The sequence below is a fragment of the Serinicoccus kebangsaanensis genome, assembly GCF_008919445.1.
In the GTDB taxonomy this organism is placed as follows: domain Bacteria; phylum Actinomycetota; class Actinomycetes; order Actinomycetales; family Dermatophilaceae; genus Ornithinicoccus; species Ornithinicoccus kebangsaanensis.
Map to the genome: position 1 here is coordinate 31857 of NZ_VSLG01000005.1, position 15509 is coordinate 47365.

16 protein-coding genes are annotated in these 15509 nt (G+C 73.8%); 13 read left to right on the forward strand and 3 right to left on the reverse strand.

Annotation, left to right across the window (positions count from 1 at the left end):
* Positions 1-29 precede the first annotated feature (29 nt).
* Positions 30-407, reverse strand: a complete 378-nt coding sequence (trxA, locus tag FXF60_RS07450; RefSeq protein ID WP_151525094.1) for a thioredoxin — start codon at positions 405-407, stop codon at positions 30-32.
* Between the two features lie 71 nt (positions 408-478).
* On the opposite strand from trxA, the gene FXF60_RS07455 reads away from it, so the two are divergent.
* The 7 genes from FXF60_RS07455 to FXF60_RS07485 are packed head-to-tail and all read left to right on the forward strand — an operon-like array spanning position 479 to position 7935.
* Entirely contained in the window at positions 479-2122 is a 1644-nt protein-coding gene (locus tag FXF60_RS07455; protein WP_151525096.1) for an ABC transporter substrate-binding protein, read from the forward strand.
* Positions 2095-3126: an ABC transporter permease gene (locus tag FXF60_RS07460; RefSeq protein WP_202879587.1), complete on the forward strand. Its 1032-nt coding sequence runs from the start codon at positions 2095-2097 to the stop codon at positions 3124-3126. The genes FXF60_RS07455 and FXF60_RS07460 overlap by 28 nt, the downstream gene beginning before the upstream one ends.
* Positions 3119-4003, forward strand: coding sequence for an ABC transporter permease (locus tag FXF60_RS07465; protein ID WP_151525098.1), 885 nt, complete (start codon positions 3119-3121; stop codon positions 4001-4003). Before FXF60_RS07460 ends, FXF60_RS07465 begins: the two co-directional genes overlap by 8 nt.
* Positions 4000-5520, forward strand: coding sequence for an ABC transporter ATP-binding protein (locus FXF60_RS07470; protein WP_151525100.1), 1521 nt, complete (start codon positions 4000-4002; stop codon positions 5518-5520). The genes FXF60_RS07465 and FXF60_RS07470 overlap by 4 nt, the downstream gene beginning before the upstream one ends.
* A gap of 14 nt (positions 5521-5534) precedes the next feature.
* Positions 5535-6950, forward strand: a complete 1416-nt coding sequence (locus tag FXF60_RS07475) for an NAD-dependent malic enzyme (protein WP_151525102.1) — start codon at positions 5535-5537, stop codon at positions 6948-6950.
* Between the two features lie 56 nt (positions 6951-7006).
* The gene (locus FXF60_RS07480; RefSeq protein WP_192796655.1) at positions 7007-7366 is read left to right on the forward strand and encodes a VanZ family protein; all 360 of its coding nucleotides are present in this window, start codon (positions 7007-7009) and stop codon (positions 7364-7366) included.
* Positions 7363-7935, forward strand: a complete 573-nt coding sequence (locus tag FXF60_RS07485; protein ID WP_151525104.1) for a YqgE/AlgH family protein — start codon at positions 7363-7365, stop codon at positions 7933-7935. Before FXF60_RS07480 ends, FXF60_RS07485 begins: the two co-directional genes overlap by 4 nt.
* Positions 7936-8021: 86 nt before the next feature.
* Here FXF60_RS07485 and FXF60_RS07490 read toward each other — a convergent pair whose 3' ends face one another.
* Positions 8022-8357 carry a DUF3039 domain-containing protein gene (locus tag FXF60_RS07490; RefSeq protein ID WP_151525106.1) on the reverse strand — a complete coding sequence of 112 codons (336 nt, stop codon included), beginning with the start codon at positions 8355-8357 and terminating at the stop codon, positions 8022-8024.
* A gap of 131 nt (positions 8358-8488) precedes the next feature.
* Here FXF60_RS07490 and FXF60_RS07495 point away from each other — a divergent pair, with 131 nt between their 5' ends.
* From FXF60_RS07495 to FXF60_RS07515, 5 genes are all read left to right on the forward strand, one after another.
* The gene (locus FXF60_RS07495; RefSeq protein ID WP_151525108.1) at positions 8489-10234 is read left to right on the forward strand and encodes a DEAD/DEAH box helicase; all 1746 of its coding nucleotides are present in this window, start codon (positions 8489-8491) and stop codon (positions 10232-10234) included.
* 161 nt (positions 10235-10395) lie between these two features.
* Positions 10396-11715: a cytochrome P450 gene (locus FXF60_RS07500; protein WP_151525110.1), complete on the forward strand. Its 1320-nt coding sequence runs from the start codon at positions 10396-10398 to the stop codon at positions 11713-11715.
* A 52-nt stretch (positions 11716-11767) separates the two neighbouring features.
* Positions 11768-12388, forward strand: coding sequence for an HIT family protein (locus FXF60_RS07505; protein ID WP_151525112.1), 621 nt, complete (start codon positions 11768-11770; stop codon positions 12386-12388).
* A gap of 26 nt (positions 12389-12414) precedes the next feature.
* A complete protein-coding gene (locus FXF60_RS07510; protein WP_151525357.1) occupies positions 12415-13215 on the forward strand; it encodes an RDD family protein in 801 nt (266 codons plus the stop codon).
* A 67-nt stretch (positions 13216-13282) separates the two neighbouring features.
* On the forward strand, positions 13283-13873 hold the full coding sequence (locus FXF60_RS07515) for a nicotinamidase (protein ID WP_151525114.1): 591 nt from the start codon (positions 13283-13285) through the stop codon (positions 13871-13873).
* Here the strand turns inward: FXF60_RS07515 and FXF60_RS07520 are convergent.
* Positions 13852-15108, reverse strand: coding sequence for a nicotinate phosphoribosyltransferase (locus tag FXF60_RS07520; protein ID WP_238335767.1), 1257 nt, complete (start codon positions 15106-15108; stop codon positions 13852-13854). The genes FXF60_RS07515 and FXF60_RS07520 overlap by 22 nt on opposite strands.
* 139 nt (positions 15109-15247) lie before the next feature.
* Here FXF60_RS07520 and clpS point away from each other — a divergent pair, with 139 nt between their 5' ends.
* Positions 15248-15508 carry an ATP-dependent Clp protease adapter ClpS gene (gene clpS, locus FXF60_RS07525; protein ID WP_238335768.1) on the forward strand — a complete coding sequence of 87 codons (261 nt, stop codon included), beginning with the start codon at positions 15248-15250 and terminating at the stop codon, positions 15506-15508.
* Position 15509: the final 1 nt, after the last annotated feature.

Here is a 15509-nt window from a genome sequence, read left to right on the forward strand (position 1 = left end):
GTGCCGGGGCGTCCTGGAGCTGAATCGCGTCAGGCCTGGGCGTTCTCCTGCTCGGCCTCGGCGAGCTTGGCGCGGACGTCGTCCATGTCCAGGGCCCGCACCTGGTCGACGACGGACTCCAGGTCGCGCGCCGGCAGGGCGCCGGACTGGCGGAAGACGAGCACGCCCTCCTTGAAGGCCATGATCGTCGGGATCGAGCTGATCCCGGCGCCGCTGGCCAGCGCCTGCTGGTCCTCGGTGTCGACCTTGCCGAAGACGACGTCGTCGTACTTGTCCGACGCCTGCTCGTAGTGCGGCGCGAACATCTTGCAGGGGCCGCACCACTCGGCCCACCAGTCCACCAGCACGATGTCGTTGCCGGTGACGGTCTGCTCGAAGGTGTCGGCGGTCAGGTCTACGGTGCTCATACCGGGTCCAACAACACCTCCCGCCACCTGATTCCTGGGTGCGACGTCGCCGCCTGCTAGCGTCCAGTGACATGCGAATCACTCGCGACAAGCGCCTGCGTCACCTCACCCTCGGACTCGGCGTGGTCCTCGCCGCCACCGCGTGCACCGATCCGACCCAGCCGGGTTCCGGCGGCTCCACCGAGGGGGGCTCCGCGACCCAGGGTGGACCGTCGGGCAGCGAGGCCGGGAGCGAGGTCGTCATCGCCACCGGCGGCGAGCCGGACAGCTTCAACCCCGTGCTCGGGTATGCCCGGTGGGGCGACGGCAAGCTGGTCGAGGGACTGGTGCGGCTCACCGCCGACCTCGAGCCGGAGCCGCTGCTCGCGACCGGGATGCCGGAGGTGTCCGCGGACGGGCTCACGTATACCTTCTCGCTGCGCGACGGCGTCACCTTCCACGACGGCAGCAGCCTGGACGCGCAGGACGTCGTCGCGACCTACGAGGCCGCGATCGACCCCGAGCTCGCCTCGCCCGTCGCCGCGGACCTCACCGCGCTCGAGGACGTGGAGGCGGTCGACGAGAGCACGGTGGAGTTCACCCTCAGCGAGCCGCAGTCCTCCTTCGTCACCGCCACGGTCCTGGGGATCGTGCCGTCGGAGTCGCTCGACCCCGAGCCCGCCGCGTCGGGTGACGTGGTGGGGACCGGGCCCTACGCCCTGGCCGACTACCGGTCGGGGGACCGGGTCGTGCTCGAGGGTTACGACGACTACTGGGGCGAGCAGCCGCAGGTGCAGCGCGCCACGTTCGTCTTCGTGGAGGACGACGCCGCCCGCGCCGCCCGCGTCGCCTCGGGGGAGGTCGACGGCGCCCTGCTCCCCGCGCAGGCCCTCGGCCGCGTGGAGGAGGGCGGCGACTACGAGGTCGTCCGCCGCGACAGCGCCGACTTCCGGGCGCTCGTCCTGCCCGAGTCGCACCCCGTCGCCGGCGACGCCGCGATCCGGGAGGCGCTCAACCGGGGGCTGGACCGTCAGGCGCTCGTCGACGGTGCCCTCGCCGGCGCGGGCCGCCCCGCCTTCGGCCCGATCCCGCCCGAGGCGACTGAATACTCCGAGGCCGTCGAGGTCGAGACCGACGCCGGCGCCGCCGCCCAGGTCCTGGACGAGGCCGGCTGGGCGGAGCAGGCGGACGGGACCCGCGCCAGGGACGGGCAGGCAGCCAGGTTCACCCTCATGTATCCCGCCGGTGACACGCTGCGGCAGAACATCGCGCTCGCCGTGCAGTCCCAGGCGGCCGAGCTCGGCATCGAGGTCGAGCCGGAAGCGCTGAGCTGGGAGGCCATCGAGCCCCGCATGCGCGAGGATGCCCTGGTCTACGGCAGCGGCAACCCCTACAACGCTGACCTGTCGACCTACCCCCTCTTCCACTCCTCCCGCGCCTTCCAGGGCTTCGACAACCCGGGAGGGTATGCCTCGGACGCCATGGACGCCGCGCTCGAGCAGGGGCGCTCCGCCATGGACGAGGGGGAGCGGGTGCAGGCATACCGGCAGGTGCAGGAGGAGCTGGCCGACGACCTGCCGTGGGTCTTCCTCGCCTACGTCGGGCACGACTACGTCATCCGGGCCGACGCCTGGTCCGGCTACGATGTGCCCCTCGTCGAGCCGCACGAGCACGGGCTGCAGGGCGGCCCGTGGTGGAACCTCCCGGCGTGGACCACGACGGCGCCCTCGGACTGACCCGGCGGCGCCGGAGCGTCCCCATCCGCACGGGCGGGCCGGGGGCGCTGGTGGCCCGTCGGCTGGTGCTGCTCCCGGTGCTCGCCGGCGTCGTCACGCTGGTGATGTTCCTCCTCGCCCAGCGCTCGCCCTTCGACCCGGTGCTCGCGGTGCTGGGGGAGCGGGCGCTCACCCTGGACGGCCCGACGCTGGAGGCGATGCGTGCCCGGCTGGAGGACACCTCCGCCGTGCAGCAGTGGCTCACCTGGTGGGGCAACGCGCTCACCGGGGATCTGGGCTACTCGACCAGCCAGCGCACCTCCGTGGGGACCGTCCTGGCGCAACGGCTGCCCTGGACGATCGGGCTCGTGAGCGCTTCGCTGCTGGTCTCGATCCCGCTCGGCGTGGCGCTCGGCGGGTGGGCAGGGACGCACCCCGGGTCACTGGTCGACCGGGTCATCGGCCCGGGGATGCTGTCCGTGCAGGCGGCGCCGCCGTTCTGGCTGGGGCTGGTGGCCGTGTGGGTCTTCGCCGTGACGCTCGGGTGGCTGCCCACGGGGGGCGCGACCTCGCCGCAGGCCAGCGGGGTGGAGCTGCTCGACGTGCTGCGTCATGCCGTCCTGCCGGTCCTCGTGCTCGCCCTGGCCCACCTGCCGTGGTTCGTGCTCGTCGTGCGTGACGCCACCCGGGACGCGCTCGCGGGAGCCCCGGTGCACGCGGCCTGGGCACGGGGCATACCCCGGCGGCGGCTGCTGCGCTCGCACGCCGTCCGCCCGGCGCTGCTGCCGCTGGTCACCGTGCTCGGGGTGCGGGTGCCCGAGCTGATCACCGGGGCGGTGCTGGTCGAGACCGTCTTCTCCTGGCCGGGGATCGCGAGCGCCACCGTCGACTCGGCGCTCCGGCTGGACTTCGCGCTGCTCGCCGCGCTGACCGTGCTCACCACCGTGCTCGTGGTGCTCGGCAACCTGGCCGCCGACCTCGCCTACCGCCTGGTCGACCCGCGGGTGGGGCAGCGCGATGGCTGAGGCCTGGCGGACGGTCGGCGCGGGTCGGGGCGAGCTGCGCTCCCGACCCTGGCTCGGGCGCGGCCCCTCCACCCGGCGAGGGGCGTGGAGATGGGTGCTGGCGGTATGCCTGCTCGTGCTGCTCGTCCTCGTGCTCGACCTGGGCCAGGCGGGCGAGCGCGCCGACTTCGGGCGGGCATACCTCCCGCCGTCGCTGGACCACCCGTTCGGCACCGACCACGCCGGCCGCGACCTGCTGGGCCGCTCGCTGTCCGGCGCGCGCGTGTCGCTGCTCGTCGGCCTCGTCGCGGCCGCGGTGTCCAGCATCGTGGGTGTCGTCGTCGGTGCAGTGGCTGGCATGGCGGCCGGTCGCGGCGGGGGCTGGCTGGACGCCGCTCTGATGCGGCTGGTCGATGCCGTCAACGCGCTGCCCCACCTGGTGCTCGGCATCGTCATCGTCGCGCTGCTCGGCCCGTCCCTGTCCAGCGTCGTCATCAGCGTTGCGCTCACGCACTGGACCACGACGGCGCGGCTGGTGCGTGCCGAGCTGCTGGCGCTGGAGCGGGCCGGCTTCGTCGAGGCGGCCGTCGGGGCCGGCGCGAACCGGTGGTGGGTGCTGCGGCAGCACCTGCTCGCGCACGTCCTCGGCCGGGTGCTGCTCGCCAGCGTGCTGATGGTCCCGCACGCGATCATGCACGAGTCGGCGCTGAGCTTCCTCGGCCTGGGGCTGCCGGACGACCGGGCCTCGCTCGGCACCATCATCGAGCAGTCGCGCTCCGCCGTGCTGGCCGGCCACTGGTGGCCGGCGGTGCTGCCCGGGCTGCTGCTGGTGGCGCTCAGCCTGCTCGTCTTCACGGTGGCCGAGCGGCTGCGTCCCGAGTCCCGGGGGCGGGCATGAGCACGGCCGACAGGACGGGGAGCCGGCACCCGGTCGACGGACCCGGGCCGGGCGCCGGACTTCGGGTCGCGGGCCTGGGCGTGGCGCTGCCCGACGGCTCCGGTGGTGAGCAGGTGATCCTCGACGAGGTGGACCTCGAGGTCGAGGCCGGCGAGGTTGTGGTGCTGCTCGGGCCCAGCGGGGCGGGGAAGTCCACCCTGGTGGCGGCGCTGCTCGGGCTGCTGCCCCCGGGGGCGCTGGTGCGGGGTCAGGCCTGCTGGGACGGACCGCTGCCGACGGGACGGCGCGGAGGTCGCGCCGGGGCAGGGGCGGTGGACCTGCTCGACCCCGGCCCCGCGGTGCGGGAGCGGGTCCGGGGCCGTCTGGTCGCCTGGCTGCCGCAGGCACCGGTCGGCTCGATGACGCCGGTGCTCACCGTGCGCCACCACCTCGTCGAGAAGGCCCAGGTGCACGCGTCCGCCCACCGGGCGCGTGACGTCGTCGCTGCCGCGATGGCGCGGCACGACGTCGAGCCGCAGTGGGCCCCGCGGCTGCCCTCGCAGCTCTCCGGAGGGCAGGCGCAACGCGTGTCCAACGCGCTGGCCCTCATGGGTGACCCGAGCCTGGTGCTGGCGGACGAGCCCAGCACCGGGCTGGACCGGCCGCGCGCACGGGCCGTCGGAGACGGCCTCGTCCGGCTCGCGCGGGAGGAGGGCCGGGCGGTGCTCGTCGTGACCCACGACCTGGAGCTGGCCGAGCAGGTGGCCGACCGGGTCGTCGAGATCGACGCCGGCCGCACCGGCCCGCCCGGGCCGCCGGAGGATGTCGTGGCCCGGGTGCGCCAGGCCCGGCACCACGACGCGGGCCGCCGGGCGACGTCGCCGAGGGCGGAGGGCCACGCCCTCACGGGGGTCGGCCTCACCCTGCGGCGAGGCAGGGGCACCCTGGTCAAGGAGGGCGTGACCCTGGAGGTCCGGGCGGACCAGGTCACCGGCCTGATGGCGCCCTCCGGGGCGGGCAAGACCACCCTGCTGCGCACCCTGGCCCTCCTGCACCCGCCGTCGGCCGGGCACGTGCTGCTCGACGGCACGGTCGTCCACGGTGTCGGCCACGAGGTCCCCGCGCCGGTGCGCCGCCGCATCGCCTACCTGCCCCAGGACCCGCGGCAGTCCGTCGACCCACGCTGGGCGCTGGGCCGCGTGGTCGTCGAGCCGCTCGCGCTCGCCGGTCTCCCGCACGACCGGTCGGTCGTCGCCGGCCTGCTGGAGCGGGTGGGACTCGACCCCTCGCTGGCCGGGCGGAGGGCCGACCAGGTCTCCGGCGGGCAGCTGCAGCGCGTGGTGCTCGCGCGGGCGCTGGCCCTGGACGCGGACTACCTGCTGCTGGACGAGCCCACCTCGATGGTCGACGGTGCCACCGCCGCCGACCTGGTGCGGGTGGTCCACGAGCACCAGCACCGCTCCGGCTGCGGCGTCCTGGTCGCCTCGCACGACGAGGAACTGCTCCGCAGGTGGTCCGACACGGTGGTCACCTGGTAGGCAACAATGGGGCCATGAGCCCCGTTCCGTCCGTGTCCAACTCCATCACCGTCCGGCTGGAGCTGCCGGCCCGGGTCACCGCCGTCTCGGAGATCACGACCGCCGTCGCGGACGTGGGCGGGATGGTCACCGCGGTCGACATCAGCGACTCCGGCACCGAGCGGCTCCAGGCCGACCTGACGATCGCCACCTACGGCACCGACCACGCCGCCGAGGTCGTCGAGGCCGTCAGCGCCGTCGACGGCGTCGAGATCGGGCGGGTCAGCGACCGCACCTTCCTGGCGCACCTGGGCGGCAAGCTCGAGGTCAACTCCAAGCTGCCGATCCGCAACCGCGACGACCTGTCCCTCGTCTACACCCCCGGGGTCGCCAAGATCTGCCAGGCGATCGCCGAGAAGCCGGAGGACGCGCGCAGCCTGACCATCAAGCGCAACACGGTCGCGGTGGTCACCGACGGCTCCGCCGTGCTGGGCCTGGGCGACATCGGGCCGCTGGCCGCGATGCCGGTGATGGAGGGCAAGGCGGCGCTGTTCAAGCGGTTCGCCGACATCGACGCCTTCCCGATCTGCCTGGACGCGAGCGACGCGGACGAGATCGTCCGCATCGTCAAGGCGCTGGCGCCGGGCTTCGCCGGCATCAACCTGGAGGACATCTCGGCGCCGCGCTGCTTCGCCATCGAGGCGCGGCTGCGCAAGGAGCTGGACATCCCCGTCTTCCACGACGACCAGCACGGGACCGCCATCGTGGCCCTGGCCGCGCTGACCAACGCGCTCCGCGTCGTCAACAAGGAGATGAAGGACGTCAAGATCGTCATGTCCGGCGCCGGCGCGGCCGGGTCGGCGATCATGCGGCTCCTGCTCCGGGCCGGTGCCACGGACCTGCTGGTCACCGATGTCGACGGGGTCATCCACCCGCGCCGGGCCGACGTCATGCGCGGCGACAACGGCAACCTCGCCTGGATCGCCAGCCAGACCAACCAGGCCAACGAGACCGGGACCCTCAAGGACGCGCTCGTCGGCGCGGACGTCTTCATCGGCGTCTCGGCCGGCGGCATCCTCACCGGGGACGACATCGCGCAGATGAACGACGACGCCGTCGTCTTCGCCATGGCCAACCCGGTCCCCGAGGTGGACCCGGTCGAGGCCGGCCGGCACGCGACCGTGGTCGCGACGGGGCGCAGCGACTTCGCCAACCAGATCAACAACGTCCTCGTCTTCCCCGGCGTCTTCCGCGGTCTGCTGGACGCGCAGAGCGACCACATCGACGACGAGATGCTGCTCGCGGCCGCCACCGCCCTCGCGGACGTCGTCTCGCCCGACGAGCTCAACCCCACCTACATCATCCCCAGCGTGTTCAACCCCAAGGCGACCAAGGCCGTCGCCCAGGCGGTGCAGGAGGCGGCCGAGGCACGTCTGAAGGGGTCGAGCTGACACCTGCGCCGCCGCGTCGCCCCTCCGGGCTCGAGCCCGTCGTCCTCTTCGGATGGGTGGGTCTGGTCGTCTCGTTGCTCATCCAGGGGTTCGGGCTGTATGCCGCGCAGGCGCCCGGCCCCGAGGGCATACCCGGGCTGGACAAGCTGGGCCACCTGCTGATGTTCGGGGTCCCCGCCCTGCTCGCCTGGCTGCTGGGTGCGCGTTGGCTGGTGCCGGTGCTCATCCTGCACGCGCTGGTCAGCGAGCCGGTCCAGCACCTGCTCGTCGGCACCCGCGAGGCGGACCCGCTGGACGCGGCCGCCGACCTGGTGGGGATCGCGCTCGGGGTCTGGATCGCCGCGACGTGCCGGCGTCGGTGGGGCCATGATGAAGGCATGGGCAGCACGGCAGGCCAGTCGCAGAGGTCACCATGAGCGCGGGCAGCGCAGCGCTCGCCGTCGGTCAGCTGCTCGTCGCGACGCCGCTGACCGGGGAGCCGTTCGCCGAGTCGGTGGTGCTCGTGCTGCACCACGACGAGGACGGCGCGCACGGGCTCGTGCTGAACCAGCCGATGGAGGCCGCGGTCGACGCGGTGCTGCCCGAGTGGCAACCGTTCGTCACCCAGCCCAGCGTCCTCTTCCGCGGGGGACCGGTCGGGCGCGACACCGCGATGGGGCTGGTGAGCGTGCCGGGGCACGAGCCGGGCGACGCGCCGCTGGGGACGCAGCTGCTCTTCGGCGGGATCGGCCTGGTGGACCTGGACGCGCCCGCGCCGCTCGTCGTGCCCGAGCTGGGCGCGTTCCGGATCTTCGTCGGCTACAGCGGCTGGGGCGCCGGCCAGCTGGACTCCGAGATCCGGCAGGGGGCCTGGCACGTCGTGCCCCGCGAGCCGCGGGACCCCTTCCGGGAGCAGACCGAGGGCCTCTGGCGCGAGGTGCTGCTCCGGCAGCGCAACCCGGCGTCGTTCCTCGTGACCTTCACCGAGCACCCCGAGCACAACTGACCGAGCGTCGCCCGTGGTTGCCTCACGGGCCACCGGGCGTCGCGTGTGGTTGCCTCACGGGCCACCGGGCGTCGCGTGTGGTTGCCTCAGCCCTCGTCGCCGCCGGGACCTGTGCCGCCGCCGTCCTGCGGCTCGCGGAGCCCTTCGTAGATCTCTTTGCACTGCGGGCATACCGGAAACCGCTGCGGGTCCCGGCCCGGCACCCACACCTTCCCGCACAGGGCGATCACGGGATTGCCGCTCAGCGCGGACTCCATGATCTTCTCCTTGCGGACGTAGTGGGAGAAGCGCTCGTGGTCGCCCGGCTCGGACAGGTCTGGGTCGACGCGGGTGTCCTCCCGCTCCAGCACGGCCGTCTGCGTGGACGGGGCGCTCGGGGCCTCCGGCGCGTCGAGGGGCTGGTCGGACATGCGGGCGTTCATGGCCTCAGTCTAGAGGCGCGCAGGTGCGGCCGTTCTCGCGCGGGAGCCGCCGCATACCACGTCGGGGTCCGCGGAACCGGCACCGGAGCGACGGTGAGTCGGATCCGGGAACGACCTATCCTGGGTCGCCGATGTCCACGTCAGCCGCCTCCCACCTCCCACCCGCCTACCCCGAGCGCGCCGCCTGGGGAACCGCGGGCAAGCTGCGCGCCTGGCAGGCGGGTGCCCTCGAGACCTACCTCACCGACCGCCCGCGCGACTTCCTCGCGGTCGCCACGCCGGGCGCCGGCAAGACGACCTTCGCGCTGCGGGTCGCCACCGAGCTCCTGGACCGCGGCGAGGTGCAGCGGATCACCGTCGTCGCGCCGACCGAGCACCTCAAGACGCAGTGGGCGGAGGCGGCCGCCAAGGTCGGGATCCGGATCGACCCGCGCTTCGCCAACGCGCACGGGCGGCACAGCCGTGACTTCGACGGCGTGGCGGTGACCTATGCCGGGGTGGCGAGCAAGCCGCTGCTGCACCGGGCGCGCACCGAGGCGGCGCGCACCCTGGTCATCCTCGACGAGATCCACCACGGTGGCGACGCGCTGTCCTGGGGCGAGGCGGTCCGGGAGGCGTTCGAGCCGGCGACCCGTCGGCTGGCGCTGACCGGCACGCCGTTCCGCTCGGACACCGCGGCGATCCCGTTCGTCCGCTACGAGATGGATGCCGAGGGCATCCTGCGCTCGTCCGCCGACTACACCTACGGGTATGCCGATGCGCTGCGGGACGGCGTCGTGCGGCCCGTCCTCTTCCTGTCCTACGGCGGCACGATGCGGTGGCGCACGAAGGTCGGGGACGAGCTCGAGGCGCGGCTGGGGGAGCCGCTGACCCAGGACGTCACGAAGCAGGCGTGGCGGACGGCGCTCGACCCGGCCGGCGACTGGATCCCGTCCGTCCTGCGGGCGGCGGACAAGCGGCTCACCGAGGTGCGCCGCCACGTCGAGGACGCGGGCGGCCTGGTCATCGCCTCCGACCAGCGCTCGGCCCGCGCCTACGCCAAGCAGCTGCGCGAGCTCACCGGTGAGCCGGCCACGGTGGTGCTGTCCGACGACGCCGGGTCCTCCGCCCGGATCGAGGAGTTCGCCGCGGGCGACTCCCGCTGGATGGTCGCGGTGCGGATGGTGTCCGAGGGGGTCGACGTGCCGCGGCTGGCCGTCGGGGTGTATGCCACGTCCACCTCGACCCCGCTCTTCTTCGCCCAGGCGGTCGGTCGCTTCGTCCGCGCGCGGCGGCGGGGGGAGACCGCCTCGGTCTTCCTGCCGAACGTCCCGCTGCTGCTGACCCACGCGGGCACGATGGAGGTGGAGCGGGACCACGCGCTGAACCGCAGGGAGAGCGAGGAGGAGCAGCTGTGGTCCGAGGAGGACGGGCTGGTCGCCGCCGCCCAGGCCGAGGGTGCCTCTGACGAGCTGGAGGGCAGCTACGAGGCGATCGGGTCGGACGCGGAGTTCGACCACGTCCTCTTCGATGCGGAGCAGTACGGGCTCGGGGGGATGCCGGGGTCCGAGGACGAGGACGAGTTCCTCGGGCTGCCGGGCCTGCTGGAGCCGGACCAGGTGGCCACCCTGCTGCGCGAGCGGCAGAAGCAGCAGGTCGGTCGGGACGGCGGTCGCGAGCGGGCCGAGGCCGTGTCGGCGCACCGCGCCCTGGCCGAGCACCGCAAGGAGCTCAACAAGCTGGTGTCGGCCTACGCCCAGAAGAAGGGTCAGCCGCACGCGGTGGTGCACGCGGAGCTGCGCCGCGCCTCCGGCGGGCCGGAGCTGGCCACGGCCACCTCGGAGCAGGTGCGCACCCGGATCGACACCCTCCGCCGCTGGTTCGTCGGGCGTCGCTGAGCGCCACAACGCTCCCGGGGAGCGGGGTTGACCCACCTGGGCAAGGTTGCGCACCGGATGCAGCGCCGAGAAGGGCGCTTCGGGTGCACAACCTTGCCCAGGGGCGGGAGGGGTGGCTGGTGCGTGCGCGGGTATGCCGTCGGCCGGTAGCGTGCGGGCGCATGCGCACCCGACAGCCGGCGCGCGGGGGACTGCCGCCCGGCCCGCGGACGCCCGCGGCCCTCCAGACGATCCAGGCCTTCACCGACCGTCGGAGCACCTTCGAGCGCCACCGTGCCCGCTACGGCGACCCCTTCACGGTGCGGATGCTGCCCGGCCCGCAGCACCTGGTCCTCTTCAGCGACCCGGACGCGATCAAGGAGATCTTCGCCGGGGACCCGGTCGAGCTGAGCGGGGCGCAGGGCAACGAGATGCTGCGGGCGGCGATGGGGGACCGCTCGGTCATGCTCAACGACGGCGAGGCCCACCGGGCCATCCGGCGCTACCTCATGCCGGCCTTCTCGCCGGCCGCGGTGCGGGCATACCGCCCCGTCGTCGAGCGCGCCGCCGCGGCCGAGATCGACACCTGGACCCCGGGCCTCCCGGTCGTGGCGCTGGAGCGGATGAGCCGGGTCACGCTCGAGGTGATGATGCAGGTGGTGCTCGGCGCGAGCGACCCCGAGCGGTTGGCCGCGCTGCGTCCCCGCGTGCTGCGTCTGGTCGAGGTCGACCCCGTGGTGGTCGGGGGCTGGCTCTACCCCCGGCTGCGCGCCCTGCCGCCCTGGCGCGGCCACGCCCGCAACCTGCGGGCGATCGACGACCTCATCCACGCCGAGGTGACGGACCGCAGACGCGGCAGCACCGCCGGTTCGTCGGACCTGCTCACCCAGCTGCTCGCCGTCGGCAGCGAGGCCGACGACCGGGAGCCCCTCACCGCCGACGAGATCCGCGACCAGGTCGTGACCCTGCTGCTCGCCGGCTACGAGACCACGGCCTCCACCCTGGCGTGGACGCTGCACGAGCTCGGCCGCGACGAGCAGGTGCGCGCCCACGCCCGCCGCGCCGCGCACGCCGGTGACGAGGAGCACCTGGAGGCCTGCGTGAAGGAGGCGACGCGGCTGCACCCGATCATCGACTACGTCGCCCGCACCCTGCGCAGCGACCAGCGGATCGGCGGCGTCGACCTGCCGGCCGGGGCGACCGCAGCCCCGGCGATCCTGCTCGCGCACCACGACCCCGACGCCTTCCCGGAGCCGGACAGGTTCCGGCCGGAGCGGTTCCTCGGCGAGGGGCCGGAGCCGCACACGTTCATCCCGTTCGGCGGGGGAGTGCGCCGGTGCATCGGCGCCGCGTTCGCGCTCATGGAGGGCGTGGTCGTGCTGCGCGAGGTGCTCACCCGCGTCGATGTCGTCGCCGACTCCCCGGCCCCCACCCGGCTGCGCAACATCACCAACGTCCCCGGCGACGGTGCCCCGCTGCGGGTCTGCCCGCCCCCCGGCTGACCCCCTCCGCACCGCCCGGGCGCTCCGGACCCGGTCGCTCTAGGGTCGGGGTATGCCGGAGACGCCGCAGGAGTGGTATGCACGGGTCAGCGAGGCGATCGAGCGCGACGGGTACCGCGAGAGCGACCTGCAGCAGTGGAGCTCCTGGCCCTGGACCGGTGCGCTCGCGCCGAAACCGCTCGATCCGCCCGCAGACGTCGAGCCGCCGCGCAGGGGAGCCGGGGGCGTCGACTGCTTCGTCTGCGCGAACGCGGCCTCCCTCGACCCCAGCTCCGTCGTGTGGCACGACGACCTCTTCCTGCTCGGCCTGCCGCACGAGCGGCGCGGGCTGCCGTTCGCGCTGTTCCTCATGCCGCGGCGGCACGCCGAGCTGGGCAACCTGACGACCGAGGAGGCGACCCGCCAGGGCGAGCTGCTCACGGCCGTGGACGTCGCCGCACGGCAGGTGCTCGCCGTCCCGCGGATCCAGGTGGCGATGTGGGGTGACGGGACCGAGCACCTGCACTGGTGGCTGTATGCCCGGCCCACCGGGATGCTCCAGCTGCGGGGCACCTTCCTGTCGCACTGGGACGACCTGCTGCCTCCGGTGCCGCCCGCGCAGTTCCGCGCCGACCAGGTGCTCGTGACCCAGGAGCTGGCGCGCCGGGTCGGCGGCGAAGCCGTGCCGGACTGAGGGTCGTCCGCCGTTACGCTGGCGCCATGAGTCAGCAGGCAGGGTGGTACGACGACCCTCAGGACGAGCACCAGCTGCGCTACTGGGACGGCGTCCAGTGGAGCGACCACACGGCCCCCAAGCAGAAGCCGAACCTCGCCCAGGCGGGCCAGCAGCCCCAGGACTCCCCGGGTGCGCAGGCCTCCGGCCAGGGGCAGTCGCCGTGGGGGCGCCCGGGCGGGGGTCAGCAGGGTCTCCAGCAGGACAACCCCTATGCCGCGCAGCAGCAGTGGCAGGGAGGGCCGGGCGGCTACCAGCCGCGGCCCGTCCCGACCACGCCCGACGGCCAACCGCTGGCCGGCTGGTGGCACCGGGTCGGTGCCCGGCTGATCGACGGCCTGCTCGCCCTCGTGCTCTCGACCGTGCTGGTGGTGGTCACGGCCACCCCCGAGCTGACCGCCGCGCTGGAGGACTACGCCCTCAACCCCGACCCGACCTCGGCCGTCCCGGTGGTGCTCGAGGACTGGTTGTTGCAGCTCGGGCTGATCTCAGGGCTGGTCGGGGTGGCCTACGAGGTGCTCATGGTGAAGTTCTTCGGCGGCACGGTCGGCAAGCTCATCACCGGCCTGCGGGTCCGCCTCAGGGACCAGCCGGGACTGCCGTCGTGGAACGCGGTGCTGCTGCGGTCGGCTGTCTACCAGGGCCCCAACCTGGTCTCCTACCTCCTGCCCGCCCTGTCGCTGCTCGGCCTGTTCACCCTGGTCGACGTGCTCTGGCCGCTGTGGGACCCCCAGCGGCAGGCCCTGCACGACAAGGCCGCGCGCACCAACGTCGTGCGGACCCGCTAGCCGCCCACGGGCATACCCCTCCGTGCCGGCGGGCGCCGGCGACCCCGCTCCTGGCACCATCGTGGCCATGAGCCGCGCGCTGATCATCGTCGACGTCCAGCACGACTTCTGCGAGGGCGGGTCCCTCCCCGTGACGGGTGGGATCGCCGTCGCCACCGGGATCGGTGAGTTCGTGACCCGGCACCGGGACCGGTATGCCGCCGTCGTCGCCACGGCCGACTGGCACGTCGACCCCGGTGACCACTGGGCCACCGACGGCGAGCCCGACTTCCGGCACTCCTGGCCGGTGCACTGCGAGGTCGGCACCCAGGGTGCCGAATTCCGCCCCGAGCTGGCCCCGGCGCTGGAGCTCGTGGACGCGGTCTTCCGCAAGGGCGAGCACGAGGCCGCCTACTCCGGCTTCGAGGGCAGCGCCGACGTCGACGGTCGGTCGGTGCCGCTCGCGGACTGGCTGCGGGAGCGCGGGGTCACCGCCGTCGACGTCTGCGGCCTCGCGACCGACTACTGCGTGCGCGCCACCGCCCTGGACGCCCGGCGCGAGGGCCTGGAGACGACCCTGCTCAGGGACCTGTGCGCCGGCGTCGCGCCGGAGAGCACCGAGGCGGCGCTGGAGGAGATGCGAGACGCCGGGGTCGCTCAGCTCCAGTCGTCGAGGTAGGTCGTCGGCAGGGCCGGCTCGCCGTGGGACAGGCGCAGCGCCGGGAGCGGCAGCTCGGCCCGGGCCTGCTCGTGGTGCGCCCGGGCGGTCTGCACGTCGGTCGGGGCGACCACCTCGCCCGAGGCGACGAGCGGGACCAATAGGCTCCGGTCGTCGCCGTCGTCGTCCGGGTGCTCGTTGATGCCCACGATCTCCGCGCTCGCCACGCCGAGGGCGGACCGGCGACGCAGCGCATACTTGCGCCCGCCGACGCTGGTCTTGTCCTTGCTCGCCTTGGCGACGCCCTCCAGCTGACCCGCGCCGTTCTCCCGGCTGACGAGCTTGTAGACCATCCCCGCCGCGGGGTGACCCGACCCGGTGACGACCTGGGTGCCGACACCGTAGGCATCGACCGGGGCCGCCTGGAGCGCGGCGATGGCGTACTCGTCCAGGTCCGAGGTCACCACGATCCGGGTGTCCGTCGCGCCGAGCCGGTCCAGCTGGGCGCGGACCTCGAACGCCTGGCTGACCAGGTCACCGGAGTCCAGGCGCACGCCTCCCAGCTCGGCGCCGGCGAGCTCGACCGCCAGCTCCACCGCCCCGGTGACGTCGTAGGTGTCGACCAGCAGCGTGGTGGACAGCCCGAGGCTGGCGAGCTGGGTCGCGAACGCCGAGCGCTCGTCGTCGTGCAGCAGGGTGTAGGAGTGGGCGGCGGTGCCCATGGTCGGGAGCCCGTGGCGGCGACCCGCCTCCAGGTTGGAGGTCGAGGCGAAGCCGGCGAGGTATGCCGCCCGCGCCGCCCCGACGGCGGCCGCCTCGTGGGTGCGGCGCGATCCCATCTCGATGCACGGGCGGCCGTGCGCGACCGCGGTCATCCGGGACGCGGCCGAGGCCACGGCCGAGTCGTGGTTGAGGATCGACAGGAAGAGCGTCTCCAGGATCACCCCCTCGGCGAAGGAGGACTCGACCACGAGCAGCGGCGAGCCGGGGAAGTAGATCTCGCCCTCGGCATACCCCCAGATGTCGCCGGTGAAGCGGTAGTCGGCCAGCCAGTCCAGGGTGCGCCCGTCCACGACCTGCCGGTCGGCGAGGAAGGTGAGCTCCTCCTCCCCGAAGCGGAAGTCGCGCAGCGCCTCGAGGGCCCGCCCGGTGCCGGCCACGACGCCGTAGCGCCGCCCGTCGGGCAGCCGGCGGGCGAACGCCTCGAAGACGCAGCGGCGGTCCGCGTGACCGCTGGCCAGAGCGGCCTGGATCATCGTCAGCTCGTAGTGGTCGGTCAGCAGGGCGGTGCTCGGGCTCACCCCGGCACCCTATGGTGGGGGAGTGCCGATCGACACCCCCAGCCCGCCCGCCCCGCCCGCCGATCCGCAGACGAGTCCGCAGGAGCAGGGTGGCGTGGCGGTCCTGGACCGGCCCGAGGCGGACGTCCCGTGGATCACCCTCGTGTGGAACGACCCCGTCAACCTGATGAACTACGTCACCTGGGTCTTCCAGACGCACTTCGGCTACAGCCGGGCCAAGGCGGAGAAGCTCATGATGGACGTCCACACCGAGGGCCGCGCGGTGGTCTCGACCGGCACCAGGGAGAAGATGGAGGCCGACACCGAGGCGATGCACGGCTACGGCCTCTGGGCGACCTTCCAGAAGGACGACTAGG

What these genes read in the sequence shown, in the direction of transcription:
- FXF60_RS07520 (WP_238335767.1), bottom strand. Translation starts at nt 15,108, where the DNA reads ATGATCCAGGCCGCTCTGGCCAGCGGTCACGCGGACCGCCGCTGCGTC.
- FXF60_RS07475 (WP_151525102.1), top strand. Translation starts at nt 5,535, where the DNA reads ATGAGCCCCGTTCCGTCCGTGTCCAACTCCATCACCGTCCGGCTGGAG.
- FXF60_RS07485 (WP_151525104.1), top strand. Translation starts at nt 7,363, where the DNA reads ATGAGCGCGGGCAGCGCAGCGCTCGCCGTCGGTCAGCTGCTCGTCGCG.
- FXF60_RS07510 (WP_151525357.1), top strand. Translation starts at nt 12,415, where the DNA reads ATGAGTCAGCAGGCAGGGTGGTACGACGACCCTCAGGACGAGCACCAG.
- FXF60_RS07465 (WP_151525098.1), top strand. Translation starts at nt 3,119, where the DNA reads ATGGCTGAGGCCTGGCGGACGGTCGGCGCGGGTCGGGGCGAGCTGCGC.
- trxA (WP_151525094.1), bottom strand. Translation starts at nt 407, where the DNA reads ATGAGCACCGTAGACCTGACCGCCGACACCTTCGAGCAGACCGTCACC.
- FXF60_RS07515 (WP_151525114.1), top strand. Translation starts at nt 13,283, where the DNA reads ATGAGCCGCGCGCTGATCATCGTCGACGTCCAGCACGACTTCTGCGAG.
- FXF60_RS07455 (WP_151525096.1), top strand. Translation starts at nt 479, where the DNA reads ATGCGAATCACTCGCGACAAGCGCCTGCGTCACCTCACCCTCGGACTC.
- FXF60_RS07500 (WP_151525110.1), top strand. Translation starts at nt 10,396, where the DNA reads ATGCGCACCCGACAGCCGGCGCGCGGGGGACTGCCGCCCGGCCCGCGG.
- FXF60_RS07470 (WP_151525100.1), top strand. Translation starts at nt 4,000, where the DNA reads ATGAGCACGGCCGACAGGACGGGGAGCCGGCACCCGGTCGACGGACCC.
- FXF60_RS07505 (WP_151525112.1), top strand. Translation starts at nt 11,768, where the DNA reads ATGCCGGAGACGCCGCAGGAGTGGTATGCACGGGTCAGCGAGGCGATC.
- FXF60_RS07490 (WP_151525106.1), bottom strand. Translation starts at nt 8,357, where the DNA reads ATGAACGCCCGCATGTCCGACCAGCCCCTCGACGCGCCGGAGGCCCCG.
- FXF60_RS07495 (WP_151525108.1), top strand. Translation starts at nt 8,489, where the DNA reads ATGTCCACGTCAGCCGCCTCCCACCTCCCACCCGCCTACCCCGAGCGC.